Source organism: Marinobacter sp. LA51 (assembly GCF_030297175.1).
GTDB lineage: Bacteria > Pseudomonadota > Gammaproteobacteria > Pseudomonadales > Oleiphilaceae > Marinobacter > Marinobacter apostichopi.
In genome coordinates this window covers 1,489,646-1,505,771 of the sequence record NZ_AP028070.1, presented here as the reverse complement: position 1 = coordinate 1,505,771, position 16,126 = coordinate 1,489,646, and the positions used below count along the sequence as shown (strand labels likewise).

The 16,126-nt window shown below is 58.5% G+C and carries 13 protein-coding genes and 3 tRNA genes; 6 read left to right on the top strand and 10 right to left on the bottom strand.

Annotation, left to right across the window (positions count from 1 at the left end; translation table 11 throughout):
* Nucleotides 1–22: 22 nt before the first annotated feature.
* Together QUE89_RS06905 and dbpA are read right to left on the bottom strand one after the other, a co-directional pair.
* Entirely contained in the window at nt 23–274 is a 252-nt protein-coding gene (locus QUE89_RS06905; protein WP_041342560.1) for an OadG family protein, read from the bottom strand.
* Between the two features lie 224 nt (nt 275–498).
* Nucleotides 499–1,872 (bottom strand): ATP-dependent RNA helicase DbpA, encoded by a 1,374-nt coding sequence (gene dbpA, locus QUE89_RS06900; RefSeq protein WP_286222465.1) that lies wholly within the window; start codon nt 1,870–1,872, stop codon nt 499–501.
* A gap of 128 nt (nt 1,873–2,000) precedes the next feature.
* On the opposite strand from dbpA, the gene QUE89_RS06895 reads away from it, so the two are divergent.
* Both QUE89_RS06895 and QUE89_RS06890 read left to right on the top strand, forming a co-directional pair.
* Nucleotides 2,001–2,537: a DUF2058 domain-containing protein gene (locus QUE89_RS06895; protein ID WP_286222464.1), complete on the top strand. Its 537-nt coding sequence runs from the start codon at nt 2,001–2,003 to the stop codon at nt 2,535–2,537.
* A gap of 176 nt (nt 2,538–2,713) precedes the next feature.
* Nucleotides 2,714–3,214: a CHRD domain-containing protein gene (locus QUE89_RS06890; RefSeq protein ID WP_286222463.1), complete on the top strand. Its 501-nt coding sequence runs from the start codon at nt 2,714–2,716 to the stop codon at nt 3,212–3,214.
* 60 nt (nt 3,215–3,274) lie between these two features.
* Here QUE89_RS06890 and QUE89_RS06885 read toward each other — a convergent pair.
* The 6 genes from QUE89_RS06885 to alaS all read right to left on the bottom strand — a co-directional run bounded on the left by QUE89_RS06885 (nt 3,275) and on the right by alaS (nt 8,098).
* Nucleotides 3,275–3,351: transfer RNA gene (locus tag QUE89_RS06885), tRNA-Arg, on the bottom strand.
* Nucleotides 3,352–3,378: 27 nt separating this feature from the next.
* A tRNA-Arg gene (locus tag QUE89_RS06880) sits at nt 3,379–3,455 on the bottom strand.
* A 63-nt stretch (nt 3,456–3,518) separates the two neighbouring features.
* Nucleotides 3,519–3,608: transfer RNA gene (locus QUE89_RS06875), tRNA-Ser, on the bottom strand.
* 126 nt (nt 3,609–3,734) lie between these two features.
* Nucleotides 3,735–3,932, bottom strand: a complete 198-nt coding sequence (gene csrA, locus QUE89_RS06870; RefSeq protein ID WP_007155535.1) for a carbon storage regulator CsrA — start codon at nt 3,930–3,932, stop codon at nt 3,735–3,737.
* Between the two features lie 188 nt (nt 3,933–4,120).
* Nucleotides 4,121–5,359, bottom strand: a complete 1,239-nt coding sequence (locus QUE89_RS06865; protein WP_286222462.1) for an aspartate kinase — start codon at nt 5,357–5,359, stop codon at nt 4,121–4,123.
* Nucleotides 5,360–5,467: 108 nt separating this feature from the next.
* Nucleotides 5,468–8,098: an alanine--tRNA ligase gene (alaS, locus tag QUE89_RS06860; protein ID WP_286222461.1), complete on the bottom strand. Its 2,631-nt coding sequence runs from the start codon at nt 8,096–8,098 to the stop codon at nt 5,468–5,470.
* A 140-nt stretch (nt 8,099–8,238) separates the two neighbouring features.
* Here alaS and QUE89_RS06855 point away from each other — a divergent pair, with 140 nt between their 5' ends.
* Nucleotides 8,239–8,772: an RDD family protein gene (locus tag QUE89_RS06855; RefSeq protein ID WP_286222460.1), complete on the top strand. Its 534-nt coding sequence runs from the start codon at nt 8,239–8,241 to the stop codon at nt 8,770–8,772.
* A gap of 15 nt (nt 8,773–8,787) precedes the next feature.
* Here the strand turns inward: QUE89_RS06855 and lptG are convergent, their stop codons facing one another.
* Both lptG and lptF read right to left on the bottom strand, forming a co-directional pair.
* A complete protein-coding gene (gene lptG, locus QUE89_RS06850; protein WP_286222459.1) occupies nt 8,788–9,849 on the bottom strand; it encodes an LPS export ABC transporter permease LptG in 1,062 nt (353 codons plus the stop codon).
* Nucleotides 9,842–10,945 carry an LPS export ABC transporter permease LptF gene (gene lptF / locus QUE89_RS06845; protein WP_286222458.1) on the bottom strand — a complete coding sequence of 368 codons (1,104 nt, stop codon included), beginning with the start codon at nt 10,943–10,945 and terminating at the stop codon, nt 9,842–9,844. The genes lptG and lptF overlap by 8 nt, the downstream gene beginning before the upstream one ends.
* 247 nt (nt 10,946–11,192) lie before the next feature.
* Here lptF and QUE89_RS06840 point away from each other — a divergent pair, with 247 nt between their 5' ends.
* The 3 genes from QUE89_RS06840 to QUE89_RS06830 all read left to right on the top strand — a co-directional run bounded on the left by QUE89_RS06840 (nt 11,193) and on the right by QUE89_RS06830 (nt 16,124).
* Nucleotides 11,193–12,686, top strand: a complete 1,494-nt coding sequence (locus QUE89_RS06840; RefSeq protein WP_286222457.1) for a leucyl aminopeptidase — start codon at nt 11,193–11,195, stop codon at nt 12,684–12,686.
* A complete protein-coding gene (locus QUE89_RS06835) occupies nt 12,673–13,185 on the top strand; it encodes a DNA polymerase III subunit chi (RefSeq protein WP_286222456.1) in 513 nt (170 codons plus the stop codon). Before QUE89_RS06840 ends, QUE89_RS06835 begins: the two co-directional genes overlap by 14 nt.
* Before the next feature lie 86 nt (nt 13,186–13,271).
* Nucleotides 13,272–16,124: a valine--tRNA ligase gene (locus QUE89_RS06830; RefSeq protein ID WP_286222455.1), complete on the top strand. Its 2,853-nt coding sequence runs from the start codon at nt 13,272–13,274 to the stop codon at nt 16,122–16,124.
* The last annotated feature ends 2 nt before the right edge of the window (nt 16,125–16,126 follow it).

Sequence of the window (16,126 nt, the reverse complement as noted above, 5' to 3'; positions counted from 1 at the left end):
AAAGGTTCTATCTTTTACCAGGTCACTTCTTGTGGCGTGACCGGAATTGTCCAATTGCCTTCTTGATGGCCTCGGCGGTGTCCGGATCAACCGACGCAGGCGCCTTGGGCTTGGCACGTGGTGTTTTTGCCGGGGTTGCCGGCTCTGGCGGCGCAAACCGAGCGACCAGCTTGGACATGAGCAGCGTTGCGAATACCAGCACTACCAGGAATGCAAACACAAATCCCATGCCGGCAATCATCAGATCCACGGCTTGTGACATCAGGTCATTCATATCGAATAGCTACCTGTTTCTGGTTTGTTGATTTCCCCGATTTGCCTGGTTAGACCAGTTCCACTAAAGTCTTAGGCCACACACAGGCGGTTCGGGAGGCAAAATCCTGCGTAATTTACCGTTTTAGCCGGCCATGAGCAACCTAAATGCGAATTACTATACGGGGTTTCCGAGCCGCTCACCTGAGTTCCACACCTCGTTAACGGACGCCACTACGCCCCATTTCACGCATATCGAACACGTATTTTCCGGCCTTTGATTCGCCCACTTTCGAGTCGCTTCAGCGCCTTGGCAGCAACACTTCTTTCGACGGCCACAAAACACTGGAAATCGAACAGGTCGATTTTCCCGACTGCCTTCCCCGGAATCCCGGCTTCGCCTGTCAGGGCACCCAGAACATCCCCCGGGCGAATTTTCTCTTTGCGGCCGCCGGCGATGCACAGGGTTGTCATGGCGGGCTCCAACGGCTTCAGCGGGACCGCCATCAGCGCCTCGGAATTACCCCACTCCACTGCCTGGCCACGATCTGACTCCAGACGGTTGATCTTGTGGCCCTTGGAGGGTGTGCAGAAGGTCACCGCCAGGCCCTGCTCGCCCGCTCGCCCAGTGCGCCCTACCCGATGGGTATGCACTTCGCTATCACGGGCTGGCTCGGCGTTAATCACCAGCGGCAGGGATTTGATATCCAGGCCCCGGGCTGCCACATCCGTCGCCACCAGCACCGAACAGCTTTGATTGCCAAAGCGAACCAGCACGCTGTCGCGGTCCCGCTGCTCCAGGTCACCGTGCAACGCCAGTGCGGAGAACCCGCTCTGCCGCAGCGCCTCAGCCAGCTCGTCGCACTGCTGCTTCATGGCGCAAAACACGATGCAGGAAGTCGGCTGCCGCTCAGACAACAGCGCCATCACCGCATCCTGGGCAGAGCCCGGGGCGATTTCGTAGAACAGCTCCTGGATGTCGGGATTGCCCTTCTTGGCCTCGGCCCGAACGTCCTCTGGTTCGCGCTGATAGCGGCCACTGAGCGCGCGAATCGTCTCAGGCCAAGTGGCTGAGAACATCAGGGTCTGACGGGAATCGGGCGTCTGCCCGAGAATATCTTCCATGGCCTCTTCGAAGCCCATGTCCAGCATTCGGTCTGCTTCATCCAGAACCACAGTATTTACCCGGTCCAGGTTCAGGGTTCCCTTGCGCAGGTGATCCTGAATACGCCCGGGCGTGCCCACCACGATGTGAGCGCCGTGGCTCAAGGAGCCAATCTGCGGCCCAATCGATACCCCACCGCACAGGGTCAGGATCTTTACGTTATCGCGGGCGCGTGCAAGCTCCCGGAGCGCCTTGGCCACCTGATCCGCCAGTTCACGGGTCGGGCACAGCACCAGGCCCTGAACCGCAAACAGACGCAGATTCAGGTGCTCGATCAGACCAATTCCGAAGGCTGCAGTCTTGCCGCTGCCGGTTTGAGCCAAGGCAATGACATCCTTTTTCGCCAGGCATGGGGGCAAGGCTTTCGCCTGAATTTCGGTAGGCTGCTCGAATCCAAGCTGCTCCAGGTTGGAGGCCATAGCCGGGGAAAGACCAAACTCTTTAAAGGAAGGCATACGGGAAAATCCTGAAATCGGGGGCTGCGAATTGTGGAGGCACATTAGTGAGGGCGTATACTACCGCATCAGGATACCAGAGTTTGTCACCAATTAACTGAGTTACCGGGAGCTACGAGGAGTTACTAATGCCTTCCCTGCAGGATCAGCTACTGAAAGCCGGCCTGGCCGACGAGAAAAAGGCCAAAGCCATTCGCACCGAAAAACGCAAGAAGCGCAAGGCCCAGCCCAAGGGTGCAGTGCAGGAAAACGAGGCCGAGATTCGGGCACGCAAGGCCCGCGATGAAAAAGCCGAACGAGACCGCGAACTAAACCGGCAGCGCCAGCAAGAAGCCGAGAAGAAGGCCGTCCAGGCTCAGATCCGCCAACTGGTGAGCACCAACCGCCTGGACCGCAGCCGGGGCGAAACCTCGTACCAGTTTGTGCACGACAAGAAGATCAAGAAGATCTTTGTCGACGACACCATGGTGGACCAGCTGTCTCGAGGCCGACTGGCCATTGTGTTCGTGAATGACAACTACGAACTGGTTGCAGAAGGGGTGGCCCGGAAAATCCAGGAGCGTGACGAATCCGCCGTCGTGGTCCTGCATGACCGGAAAACCGATGATACCGGTGAGGACGACCCGTATGCCGGCTATGAGATCCCTGATGACCTGATGTGGTGATCACCCGGGGTAAGCTGCCAGCCAATGGCTTACCCCATGCTTTTACTCTAACCCGATCCTGCAGATTTTTTTTCGCCCGCCTGCAACTTTTTTCATCGCATAAACGCATTTCTTAGGCAGTCTATTGCTTTTACTGCTACAGATACCTTATTGCGGAATCGTAAAGGAGATACAACATGCATAAACAGACAACAAAAGCCCTGATTGCTACAGCACTTTCAACAACACTTGGCTTCGCCTCTGCCGCCCACGCGGGTCACACCAACCACGTACTCGACGCCAAATTGAGCGGTGCGGAGATGGTCGGCTCCGCCGGTGACAGCGACGGTAAGGGCTACGCCCACGTATTCGGTATCGACGGCGATCCCACCACTTTGTGCTACGTAGTGCAGGTAGAAAACATCCAGACCGTACCGGTCAAGGAAGGCATGGCCGCCCATATCCATGAAGCGGGCAAAGGCATGAACGGCGCTCCAGTGGCAGCGCTGGCAGGGCCGGAAGACGGTGACGCCGCTGATTGCCTGACCGAAGGCGAGGAAGGCAAGTTCCCCACCGGCGAAGCTGGCATCGTTCAGCGCATCCTGGAGAATCCGTCAGACTTCTACATCAACGTGCACAACCCCGAATTTCCAAAGGGCGCGGTACGCGGCCAGCTGATGGGCCCTCACGGCATGTAAGCCGGGACTTTTCGGCAGGCAATAAAAAACCCCGCACTTCGCGGGGTTTTTTATTTAATATGGCGCGGCTGGGAGGATTCGAACCTCCGACCGCCTGGTTCGTAGCCAGGTACTCTATCCAGCTGAGCTACAGCCGCTTAAAACGGGGCAAGTTGTTGAAGAAGTGGCGCGGCTGGGAGGATTCGAACCTCCGACCGCCTGGTTCGTAGCCAGGTACTCTATCCAGCTGAGCTACAGCCGCGCATTCATCACTTGCTGTGGTTGAGTGCTACGTCAACCTGTTCTCCTTTCCAAAATAGGAAAATGGCGGAGAGGGAGGGATTCGAACCCTCGGTACGCTTTCGCGTACGGTTCCTTAGCAGGGAACTGGTTTCAGCCACTCACCCACCTCTCCTTGAGAACGGGGCGTATACTACCATAAGATTTCTGTTTTCATAGGGTTGACACGACTTTTTTTGATCCCGATTTGCCGAGAAAATAAAAAAGCCGCTCAGGTTTCCCTCGAACGGCTTTTTCTCTTTCAGCTGTTGCCCGGTTCTGGCTCCTCAGAGCCCTTCTCCGACTGTATACGCTGATAGATTTCTTCCCGGTGAACCGCAACTTCTTTAGGCGCGTTAACGCCAATGCGCACCTGATTCCCCTTCACCCCCAGGACAGTGACTGTGATTTCGTCACCGACCATCAGGGTTTCGCCAACTCGGCGAGTCAAAATCAACATATCCCTTACTCCCTATCCAGAGCTACCTGTTCCGACAAATGGTTGTTCTTGATATACCTGTATTTTATAGCGAGGTCACGTTCTGCCCTAAAGACGCACAACCACTTATACGGCTGCACTTCGCCTCGGGCTCAGAAAATGAGCCTCTTATTAACTAGGCCTGCCACTGAAAACTGGCAACTGCCCCTTCAACCTTCTTCCTTCACCGCAAGCTTATCCAGTTCAAACTCACTGTGCAGAGCGCGAACCGCCAGCTCGAGATACTTCTCATCGATCACCACGGAAATCTTGATTTCTGACGTGGAGATCATCTGAATATTGATACCCTCGTTAGACAACGCCTCAAACATCCGCGTGGCAACGCCAGCGTGAGAACGCATGCCAACACCCACAATGCTGACCTTCGCAATCTTGCTGTCACCGCTGACTTCGCGCGCGCCCAACTCATCTGCAACACCCTGCAGAACTTCCTTCGCGCGCTTGAAATCGTTGCGGTGCACGGTGAAGGTAAACGCGGTTTTGTTATCTTCACCCACGTTCTGAACGATCATGTCTACTTCAATATTAGCATTACTCACCGGCTTCAGAATGCGCAGCGCACTCCCCGGCGTATCAGGAACGCCGGCGATGGTCAGTTTTGCTTCGTCGCGGTTAAAGGCGATGCCAGAAACAACCGGTTGCTCCATGACGTTTTCATCCTCAAAAGTGATCAGGGTACCTTCCCCTTCCTGGAAGCTGGAAAGAACCCGTAATGGAACGTTGTATTTGCCTGCAAATTCGACTGATCGAATCTGGAGAACCTTGGACCCCAGACTCGCCATCTCAATCATTTCTTCGAAGGTGATGCGATCCAGCCGTCGGGCGCTGTCGACCACTCGCGGATCGGTGGTGTACACACCGTCCACATCCGTATAGATCTGACACTCGTCTGCCTTCAGTGCTGCTGCCAGGGCAACCGCCGTGGTGTCTGATCCGCCACGACCAAGCGTGGTAATGTTGCCGCACTCATCGATGCCCTGAAACCCGGCCACGACCACTACCCGGCCTGAGTCCAGGTCTTCGCGCATGCGCTGCTCATCAATCTGCTTGATGCGCGCCTTGGTGTGGGTGCTGTCGGTAACGATCCGCACCTGAGAGCCGGTGTAAGAACGGGCTGCGCAACCTCGCTTCTGCAAAGCCATCGAAAGTAAGGCAATAGTAACCTGCTCGCCGGTGGACACCAGCACGTCCATCTCCCGGGGCGTCGGCTCCTCCATGATGTTGCTGGCCAGACCAATCAACCGGTTGGTTTCACCGCTCATAGCGGAAACCACCACCACTACATCATGACCTTCCTTTCGAAAGCGGGCGACCTTCTCCGCAACCGCTTCAATACGCTCGGTCGTGCCAACCGAGGTGCCACCAAATTTCTGAACCAACAGAGCCATTTTCTTCCCAATATCCGAAACGGGGACTCACAGCGAGGCAACGCCTCGCCAGTCTCAAGAGCAAGCGAGCAGGAGTATAACCTCCTAGCCCACCTTACAAACAGTTGCTCATGCTATATTTTGTTCAATCCAGGCAGGAACTCCGGCCAGCGCGTCCGCAAGCTTGCTCGGATCACTACCGCCGCCCTGGGCCATATCGGGTCGGCCACCGCCTTTGCCATCGACCTGAGCGGCCAGGTGCTTCATCAGGTCACCGGCCTTGATCTTGCTGGTCGCGGACTTGGTCACACCAGCCACCAGCGTGACCTTGCCGTCTTCCACACTGGCCAGCACAACCACGCCCTCACCCAGCTTGTTCTTAAGCTGATCGGCGGTTTCCATCAGGGCTTTGCGATCGGCGCCTTCCATTTCGGAAGCCACCAGTTTCAGCCCGGCCACCTCGATAGCAGAGCCCGCCAGGTCACTGCCGGCGGAACTTGCCAGCTTGCCCTTCAGAGCATCCACTTCTTTCTCGAGCTGACGACTGCGATCCAGGGTTTGCTGCACTTTCTCAACGACCGTGTCGCGGGTCGCCCGAACCAGGCCGGCGGTCTCGCGCAGGGTACGTTCGGTGCTGTCCACCCATTCCAGTGCACCCATGCCAGTCACTGCTTCGATACGGCGAACGCCAGAGGAGATGCCGCTTTCCGAAGTGATGCGGAACAGGCCGATGTCACCGGTGCGACCAACGTGGGTGCCGCCGCACAGTTCCACCGAGTAGTTGTCGGTGCCCATGCTCAGCACTCGCACGGTGTCACCGTATTTCTCACCGAACAGAGCCATGGCACCTTTTTCCTGGGCCTGTTCCATATCCGTGATTTCGGTTTGTACCGGGGTGTTATCGAGAATCAGCTCATTCACCTTGCGCTCGATCTCAGTCAGCTGCTCTGGTGTAACTGGCTCGAAGTGCGAGAAATCGAAACGCAGTTTGTCCGGGTCCACCAGTGAGCCTTTCTGGTTCACGTGTTCACCAAGAATCTTGCGCAGTGCCGCGTGCAGCAAATGCGTGGCGGAGTGATTGCGCTTGGTGCGCTCACGACGGGCGTGATCAATGCGCGCATCCACTTCCAGGCCTGGGAACAGCTCACCTTCAATCAGCGTGCCTACGTGAAGGTGGTTATCGCCTTCCTTGCGGGTGTCGGTAACCTTGAAACGGCCACCGCTCCAGGTCAGCAGACCCGTGTCACCCACTTGACCACCGGATTCGGCGTAAAACGGTGTGCGCTCCAGCACCACAACAGCCTCGTCACCAGCCTCGGCATTCTTTTCTTCGCCACCGACAATCACAGCACGAATGCGCTCATGGCCGTCGATGTGGTCGTAACCGGTGAATTCGGTCTTGCCTTCAAGCTTGAACCCGGCGGCGTTATAGTCGATACCGAACTTGCTCGCGGCGCGGGCCCGGTCGCGCTGGGCTTCCATGGCTTTCTCGTAGCCTTCGTAATCCAGAGTAAGGCCACGCTCGCGGGCAATGTCGTTGGTCAGGTCGACCGGGAAACCGAAGGTGTCGTAAAGAGTAAAGATGGTTTCGCCCGGAATTACTTCGCTTTTCAGTTCAGCGATATCCTGCTCTAGCAGGCGCAGGCCTTTGTCCAGAGTTTTGGCGAACTGCTCTTCCTCCTGCAGCAACACCTTTTCGACCTGCTTCAGGCTGCTGACCAGCTGCGGGTAAGCCTCGCCCATCAGGTCGGCCAGGGGGCCGGCAAGCTTGTAGAAGAACGGCTGGGTAGCGCCGAGCTTGTTGCCGTGGCGGGCAGCGCGACGGATGATGCGACGCAGTACAAAACCGCGGCCTTCGTTCGAGGGCATAACGCCGTCGGAAATCAGGAAGGCGCAGGAACGAATGTGGTCGGCCACCACGCGCAGGCTGGCCTCGCTGGCATCCACACCACCGAGCACGTCAGAGGCCGCTTTCAGCAGATTCTGGAACAGATCGATCTCGTAGTTGCTGTGCACGCCCTGCAGCACGGCAGTAATACGCTCCAGCCCCATGCCGGTGTCTACGGACGGCTTGGGCAGGTTCAGCATCTCGCCATCGGCGGTGCGGTTGTACTGCATGAAGACCACGTTCCAGATCTCGATGTAGCGGTCGCCGTCTTCCTCGGGACTGCCTGGAGGTCCACCGGCCACATCCGGGCCGTGATCGTAGAAGATTTCGGTGCACGGACCACAGGGGCCGGTGTCGCCCATCTGCCAGAAGTTGTCAGACGCGTAACGAGCTCCCTTGTTGTCACCAATGCGGACAATGCGATCGGCCGGAACGCCGATTTCCTGGTTCCAGATATCGAAGGCTTCATCGTCGTCGGCGTAAACGGTCACCCACAGCTTTTCCTTGGGCAGCTTCAGCCACTCATCGCCGGTCAGGAAGGTCCAGGCGTAGTTGATGGCTTCGCGCTTGAAGTAGTCACCAAAGCTGAAGTTACCCAGCATTTCAAAGAAGGTGTGATGGCGCGCGGTGTAGCCCACGTTTTCCAGGTCGTTGTGCTTGCCGCCGGCACGAACGCACTTCTGGGAGGTGGTGGCTCGGGTGTAGTCACGCTCCTCCCGGCCAAGGAATGCGTCCTTGAACTGGTTCATTCCCGCATTGGTAAACAGCAACGTGGGATCGTCCGCCGGAACCAGCGAACTGCTCGAAACAATAGTGTGACCTTGCTGTTTGAAATAATCGAGAAATGCCTGTCGCAACTCAGCGGTTTTCATAGCCCTTTGATACCTTTCCAGAAACTTGCCGTAAATCCGGCGCGTCCGCGATTGAATACGAATACTTACATGCGTGTGCAAATCCGCTACTCTAGCACACGCCGAGAACGGGAAAAACGTGAAACCGCACAGGAGACCCCATGCCCCGACGCTTCCATGATGCCGAGGAACTGTTGCCACCCGCCACATTTCTGAAGCGCTCACTCGCTATTATCTATGACGGTCTGATAAGTATCGCGGTTCTGCTCGTGGCGACCTGGATTTACACCGTAATTGGTGGCTGGATCACCGGATGGGACAAATTTGAAGAGATGGCGGAAGCGGGTCAGCTGTCGGGAGATCCCGGTCTTACCTTTGCCCTGTTCCTGACGCTATACCTGTTCTTCGCGTACTTCTGGACTCGCATCGGTCAGACCTTGGGCATGCAGGTCTGGCGCATCCGAATTGAAAACCTGAACGGCACCTCGGTGAGCTGGAGCCAGGCCCTGCGTCGCTACGTGACCGCCGCTGCGGTGATTTTCCTGACGTTGCTGGCAAGCTATTATGTGGGCGCGATCACCCTGATCGTTACCCTGCCGGCGGTGATCGGCCTGTTCTTCCCCATCAATGGCCTGTCGGTCACCGATCGCCTGTCCGGCAGCGTGGTGGTGCAGGTTCCAAAAGAAAGCAAATAACCGCCAGCAGCTCGACTAACCGGCCCGGCGCATCAGAATGGCGCCGGCCGCCGCGTTGATGGCAATCGGGATCAGTACCGCCAGCATCGGATTAAAGCCATACACCAGGCTCATCGGCCCAAGCAGATCCTGCATGTACTTGAACAGCAGGCCCACCAGCAAGCCGGTGAACACCCGGAACCCCATGGTTACCGAGCGCAGCGGGCCAAAAATAAAGGAAATTGCCACCAGCACCATCACCCCGGTGCCCAAGGGCATCAGGGTCTTTTTCCAGAATGCCAGCCAGTACCGCGACGCGTTCAGATCCTGCTCCTCCAGATAGCTGGCGTAGGTGTACAGGCCAGACATCGAGAGATTCTCCGGTTTTACAATCAGCACACTCAGCACCTGGGGCGACAGCCCGGTATCCCAGCGCATGGACTGCTCGGTTTCCAGCTCTGTTCCCTCATTTTCAATCAGTGTTCGGCGAACATCCTCAAGGCGCCAGTGATCACCCTGAAAAATACCGCGCTTGGCAAAACTGGCCGACTTCAGCTCCCGCTCCTCGTTGAACCTGAACAGCGACACGCCGTGCAGCACACCATTGGGCTGCACGGCGTTCAGGTGAATAAAGACATCCCCTTCCCGGTGCCAGACCCCTGTGGCGGAGGCCACATTGCTGCCAGCACCCAGAGCCACCGCCTTTTCACTCTGCGCCAGACGTTCGGCCGGTGGCGCTACGTATTCGCCAATCAGCACACCCAGAACCACAACCACCAGCGCCGGCTTCATGGCCGACCAGACGATTCGCTTCAGGGAAACGCCGGCGGCCCGAATAACCGTCAGTTCAGACGAACTGGCCATGGAGCCAAGCCCCACCAGGCACCCCATAAAGGCACCCAGCGGCAGGTAATCGTAGATGCGCCGTGGCAAGGTCAGGGCCACGTACCAGAGTGCTTCCAGGGTCTGATAGTTGTTGCGGGTGTCTTCCAGCTCAGCGATGAACCCGAAAATCAGGTCCAGCGACAGCACCACCACCATGACCAGAAACATGGCACCGCCAACGGTGCGCATGACGTAACCGTCAATCCTACGCATGGGTGCGCGCCTCCTTCAGTGCCCTGCGCTTATGCAGCCACGCCGGTCCGAATTGCAGCCAGAGCCCAAACGACAGGAACAGGGCGTGCACCCAGAGCATCCCGATCCACTCCGGGACCTTGCCATCGGCGAGGGCATCGCGGGCGACGATCAGAAGGCCCAGATAAGTGATGTACACCAGCATCGCCGGCAGCAGATGAAAGAACCGGCCCTGGCGTGGATTTACCCGGCTCAGGCGCACCGCCAGCAGAGTCACGATGGGCACAATCAGCGGCAACGAAAAACGCCAGTGCAGGAGTGCACGATCTTCAGGGTTGTCGGACTTCATCAACGCCAGCGTGCTGAGCCCTTCTTCCAACTCCCGGGTGCCTTTTTCGCCACTTTCGATCTTCAGACCGTAGGCTTCAAAAGCGGTGACGTTGTAATCCAGACGCCCGGCCTCACCATTAAAGCGTCCGCCATCTTCCAGAATCAGGAACCGGCTGCCGGTCTCGCCATCGATCAGCTGTGAACCGGAATTAGCGGTAAAGATGGTAATGCCCTCACCGTCTGTGCCGTATTCCGCAATAAACACCCCGCGCAGCTCCCGCTTGTCGTCGCTGAGTCCTTCTGTATAGGTCACCCGGTTACCGGCACTGAAATCCTGGAAACGACCGGGCGCCAGCATTTCGAATTCGGTGGCCTGGCGCTGCTCGTTGAAGATCTGCTCCACCTGCTTCATACCCCAGGGCGAAACATACAGGCTCATGGCTCCGACCACGACCATCACCGGCAGGCTGCCGAGCAGGGTTTTGGTCAGCAGTTGCCGGTCGCTCACGCCACAGGCAAACAACACCGTCATTTCGCTTTCGAGGTACATGCGGCCGTACGCCAGCAGAATGCCGATGAACAGGCCCAGTGGCAGGATCAGTTCAAGGAAGCCGGGGAAACGGAACGCCATGATCGAGAACAGCACATCGGCAGCAATCTCGCCTTCCGCGGCGCTGCCCAGGTACTTCAGAAACCGGCCGCTCATGAACACCAGCAACAGAATGCCGGAGACGGCCACCATACTGATCATCACCTGGCGAATTAGATAACGGAAAATAATGGTCAAAAGGATCTCTCTGCCGGTGCCGGTAAATCATGGAGGAAACAGGTAACTGCGCGTATTCTATGTAACCTTCGTGCCGAATGACAGAGCCTGAACGATACAGACAGCCCCGGCGCGTGACTCTCGCACAACTCTAGCGTAAGTAGGCCTGCGGCTTGATAAATCTCCGGTGGGCCCCAATGCTAGAGTAGATCGGAAATCGCTTCCGCCCTCGGCGGTGAGTTCTTCAAAAGAATCAACAGGAGTTGCCATGAATTTCAGCCTGAGCAGTAAAGCCATTGCCAGCACCAAAGCCGACTGTCTTGTTATTGGTCTGCCCGAAAAAGGCACCTGGCCAGAATCCACGACTCAGGCCGACGATGCGCTGGACGGGTTGATCAAGACACTCCAGAAGAACGGCGACATCAGTGGCAAAAACGCCACCACCCGGACCGTACCGCTGAGCAACCAGCCCTGGGGCCGGGTTGTGGTTGTGGGCACCGGCAATGACAGCGAGCGCACCCAGGCCACCTATCGCAAGGCCCTGATTGCCATGGCTGGCGCCTTAAAAGACGGCCCGTCCAAATCCGCGCTGATCACGCTGACCGACACCGCCGTTACCGGCACCGACGCGGTCAGTTCGGAAGAGGCTCGCCTCAACCTGATCGGTCGCACCCTGGAAGAACAGCTCTACACCTTCCACGACTACAAGAGCGACAAGCCGGCCGCGCGCAAGCTCAACAAGCTTTTGGTTGCCGCCTTCGGCAGCGGCAAGGGTCTGAAAGACGCCTTCAATCTGGGCCTGGCGACCGGTCGCGGCATGAACTTTACCCGCGATTTGGGCAACACCCCGCCCAACATCTGCCACCCGGAATATCTGGCCCAGCAAGCCAAACGCATGGCCAAAGAGCACGACTGCATCAAGACCGAAGTGCTCGATGAAAAGCAGATGGAAAAGATGGGCATGAACACCATCCTCGCCGTCGGCAAGGGCAGCACCCAGCCGCCGCGCCTGATCGTGATGGAATATCGTGGCGGCAACCCGAAGGACAAGCCATACGTGCTGGTCGGTAAAGGCATCACTTTTGATACCGGTGGCATCAGTCTGAAGCCGGGTGCCGGCATGGACGAGATGAAGTACGACATGGGCGGCTCTGCCAGTGTTTTCGGTACCATGCAGGTCCTAGCGGAAACGCAGCCCAAGATCAACGTGGTTGCGGTGGTCGCGGCCGCTGAAAACATGCCGGACGGTGGTGCCTGCCGCCCGGGTGACATCGTCACTACCCTGTCGGGCCAGACCGTCGAGATTCTGAACACCGACGCCGAAGGCCGCCTGGTGCTGTGCGACGCCCTCACCTACGTCAAGAAGTTTGATCCGGAAGCGGTGATCGACATGGCCACCCTGACCGGCGCGTGCATCGTTGCCCTGGGCCACCACGCCACCGGCCTGCTCGCCAACAACGACGAACTGGCGAATGAGCTGCTGGCTGCCGGCGAACGCTCCGACGACCGCGCCTGGCGCCTGCCGCTGTGGGACGATTACCAGAGCCAGCTGGACAGCAACTTCGCGGACATGCAGAACATCGGTGATCGCTCCGCCGGCACCATCACCGCGGCGTGCTTCCTGTCCCGCTTCGCCAAAGAATACCGCTGGGCGCACCTGGATATCGCCGGTACCGCCTGGCATTCCGGCAAGGCCAAAGGCGCCTCCGGTCGCCCGGTACCCCTGCTGGTTAACTACCTGATGTCTCATGTCGGCAAATAACACTGACGGAAACCCGGAGCCGGGCAGCACCGCTGCCCGGGCCTCCGGACAGAGCGACGCCAATCAACGCTACTGGTTCCACATCCTGACCCAGAACACGCCCGCTGCCCGCAACCTGCACGCCGCCAAACTGGTGGATAAGGCCTGGCAACAAGGCGATCGCGTCTGTGTGGTCTGCGATACCATGCAGCACGCTCAAGAACTGGACGACCTGCTCTGGAACTTCAACCCGGATGCGTTCATCCCGCACAGCTTAGTACCCGATTCCGCGACTACATGCCCCGAGCCCGTTGGCATTCTCCTGTGCCCACCCGTGGCCGAGGACTGGGACACCGTGGTCATATTGTCTGCCACGCTGCCGGCCGACGCCGACCGCTTCAAACGGCTTGCCCTGGTCGCCCATAACGACCCCGCGACTCTGAACCAGGCACGATCACACTTTAAGCAGCTGCGGGCCCTCGGTATCGAACCGAAAGTCCACGATCAACGAAAGCGCTGAGGTTCGCCGCAAACAAGGCGACCATGTATAATCGTGCGTCCTGAATTTTCCCTTGCGAACTAACCAACGGTCACCTGCAGATACCCATGGAAAAAACCTACCAGCCAGAAAATATCGAGCGCCAGTGGTACGAAAACTGGGAAGCCAAGGGCTATTTCCGCCCCACCGGTGAAGGCGAGTCCTACAGCATCGCCATTCCGCCACCCAACGTTACCGGCAGCCTGCACATGGGCCACGCGTTCCAGCACACGATCATGGACACGCTCACCCGTTACAAGCGCATGCAGGGCCACAACACGCTTTGGCAGGTAGGCACCGACCACGCCGGCATCGCCACCCAGATGGTGGTGGAGCGCAAGCTGGCTGCAGAAGAGGAAAAGACCCGCCACGACGTGGGCCGCGACGAGTTCATCAAGCGGATCTGGGACTGGAAGGAAGAATCCGGCGGCACCATCACCCGCCAGATGCGCCGCCTGGGCAACTCGGTCGACTGGGACCACGAGCGCTTCACCATGGACGACGGCTTCTACAAGGCCGTTCAGGAAGTCTTCATCCGCCTGTATGACGAAGGCCTGGTGTACCGCGGAAAGCGCCTGGTGAACTGGGACCCGAAACTGCACACCGCCATCTCGGACCTTGAGGTGGAGAACAAGGAAGAAAAGGGCTTTTTCTGGCACCTCCGTTACCCGCTGGCTGACGGCGCCAAGACCCAGGACGGCAAGGACTATGTTGTTGTCGCCACCACCCGCCCCGAAACCATGCTGGGCGATACTGCCGTTGCCGTGCACCCGGACGACGAGCGCTATCAGCACCTGATCGGCAAGCACGTGCTGTTGCCGCTGGTGAACCGCCGGATTGCTATTGTGGCCGACCACCACGCTGATCCGGAAAAAGGCAGTGGGTGCGTGAAAATCACCCCGGCCCACGACTTCAACGACTACGCCGTGGGCAAGCGCAACGAACTGCCGATGATCAACGTGATGACCCAGGATGCCAACATCCGGGACGTTGCCGAGGTGTTTAACTCAGACGGCACCGAGAACACCGACATCGACGGCCAGCTGCCGAGCGCCTACGCCGGCCTGACCCGGGAAGCAGCCCGCAAGGCCATCGTGGCCGACCTGAACGACGCCGGCCTGCTGGAACGGGAAGAAGACCACGTGCTGAGTGTGCCCCGGGGTGACCGTTCCGGGCTGATCATCGAGCCGATGCTGACCGACCAATGGTTTGCGGACGCCAAGACCCTCGCCAAGCCGGCCATTGAAGCGGTCGAAGACGGTCGTATCCAGTTCGTGCCCAAGCAGTACGAGAACATGTACTTCTCCTGGATGCGCGACATTCAGGACTGGTGCATTTCCCGCCAGCTCTGGTGGGGCCACCGTATCCCGGCCTGGTACGACGCCGAGGGCAACATCTACGTTGGCCGCAGCGAAGAAGAAGTGCGCCAGAAGCACAACCTCGACGGCGACCTGGAACTGTCCCAGGACGCCGACGTGCTGGACACCTGGTTCAGTTCTGCCCTGTGGACCTTCGGTACTCTGGGCTGGCCCGAGATCACCGAACGCCTGAAGCAGTTCCACCCCACCGATGTGCTGGTCACCGGCTTCGACATTATTTTCTTCTGGGTTGCCCGGATGATCATGATGACCATGCACTTCATGAAGAACGAAGACGGCACGCCGCAGGTGCCCTTCCACACCGTGTACGTAACCGGTCTGATCCGGGACGAACACGGCGACAAGATGTCCAAGTCCAAAGGCAACGTGATTGACCCCCTGGACATGATCGACGGTATCGGCCTGGATGATCTGCTGGAAAAGCGCACCGGCAACCTGATGCAGCCGAAACTGGCCGAGAAGATTGGCAAGCGCACACAAAAGGAATTCCCGGAAGGCATCACCGCCCACGGTACCGACGCCCTGCGCTTTACCCTGGCAGCCATGGCTACCACCGGCCGTGACATCAACTGGGACATGAAGCGCCTTGAAGGCTATCGCAACTTCTGTAACAAGCTGTGGAACGCCGCGCGCTATGTGCTGATGAATACCGAAGGCGAAGACTGCGGCGTCAACGACGAGCCGGTCGAGTTGTCCCTGGCTGACCGCTGGATCATCAGCGAGCTGCAGACCTGCGAGCAGGAGGTGATTCGTCACCTGGACCAGTACCGCTTCGATCTGGCCGCCTACGCGCTGTACGAGTTCATCTGGAATGAATACTGCGACTGGTACCTGGAACTGTCCAAGCCGGTGCTGAGCGACGACAGTGCCAGCGCCGAAGCCAAACGCGGCACCCGCCGCACATTGGTTCGCGTGCTGGAAGCCGTGCTGCGGGTCGCGCACCCGATCATGCCGTTCATCACCGAGGAAATCTGGCAGCGGATCGCCCCGCTGGCAGGAAAATCGGGCGACAGCATCATGCTTCAACCCTACCCGCAACCGGACAGCGGCAAGCAGGACAGCGCCATCACCGCCGATATCGAGTGGCTCAAAGGCGTGATTCTGGCCGTGCGTAACATCCGCGGCGAGATGAACATCTCCCCGGCCAAGAAAGTACCGGTGCTGCTGCGTGGCCAGAGTGCCGACGACAAACGCCGTATGGACGAAAACCGCCAGTTCCTGGCGTCACTGGCCAAGCTGGACAGCCTGGACTGGTTCGAGGGTGACAAAGCCCCGATGTCCGCCACCCAGCTGGTGGGCGAGATGGAAGTGCTGGTGCCTATGGCCGGCCTGATCGACAAGGACGCCGAGCTCAAGCGCCTGGACAAAGAGCTGGAGCGTCTGCAGAAGGAAATCGGCCGTCTGGAAGGCAAGCTGGGCAACGAGAAGTTCACCGCCAAGGCGCCCGCCGAAGTGGTGGAGAAAGAACAGGACAAGCTCCGGGATGCCCAGAGCAGCCTGTCCCGTCTCAGTGAGCAGCGGGCCGACATCGAGGCCATGTAACG

Bases quoted from the DNA above. Each gene is read 5' to 3' on its own strand.
- QUE89_RS06905 (WP_041342560.1), bottom strand. From the start codon at position 274: ATGAATGACCTGATGTCACAAGCCGTGGATCTGATGATTGCCGGCATG.
- dbpA (WP_286222465.1), bottom strand. From the start codon at position 1,872: ATGCCTTCCTTTAAAGAGTTTGGTCTTTCCCCGGCTATGGCCTCCAAC.
- QUE89_RS06895 (WP_286222464.1), top strand. From the start codon at position 2,001: ATGCCTTCCCTGCAGGATCAGCTACTGAAAGCCGGCCTGGCCGACGAG.
- QUE89_RS06890 (WP_286222463.1), top strand. From the start codon at position 2,714: ATGCATAAACAGACAACAAAAGCCCTGATTGCTACAGCACTTTCAACA.
- csrA (WP_007155535.1), bottom strand. From the start codon at position 3,932: ATGTTGATTTTGACTCGCCGAGTTGGCGAAACCCTGATGGTCGGTGAC.
- QUE89_RS06865 (WP_286222462.1), bottom strand. From the start codon at position 5,359: ATGGCTCTGTTGGTTCAGAAATTTGGTGGCACCTCGGTTGGCACGACC.
- alaS (WP_286222461.1), bottom strand. From the start codon at position 8,098: ATGAAAACCGCTGAGTTGCGACAGGCATTTCTCGATTATTTCAAACAG.
- QUE89_RS06855 (WP_286222460.1), top strand. From the start codon at position 8,239: ATGCCCCGACGCTTCCATGATGCCGAGGAACTGTTGCCACCCGCCACA.
- lptG (WP_286222459.1), bottom strand. From the start codon at position 9,849: ATGCGTAGGATTGACGGTTACGTCATGCGCACCGTTGGCGGTGCCATG.
- QUE89_RS06840 (WP_286222457.1), top strand. From the start codon at position 11,193: ATGAATTTCAGCCTGAGCAGTAAAGCCATTGCCAGCACCAAAGCCGAC.
- QUE89_RS06835 (WP_286222456.1), top strand. From the start codon at position 12,673: ATGTCGGCAAATAACACTGACGGAAACCCGGAGCCGGGCAGCACCGCT.
- QUE89_RS06830 (WP_286222455.1), top strand. From the start codon at position 13,272: ATGGAAAAAACCTACCAGCCAGAAAATATCGAGCGCCAGTGGTACGAA.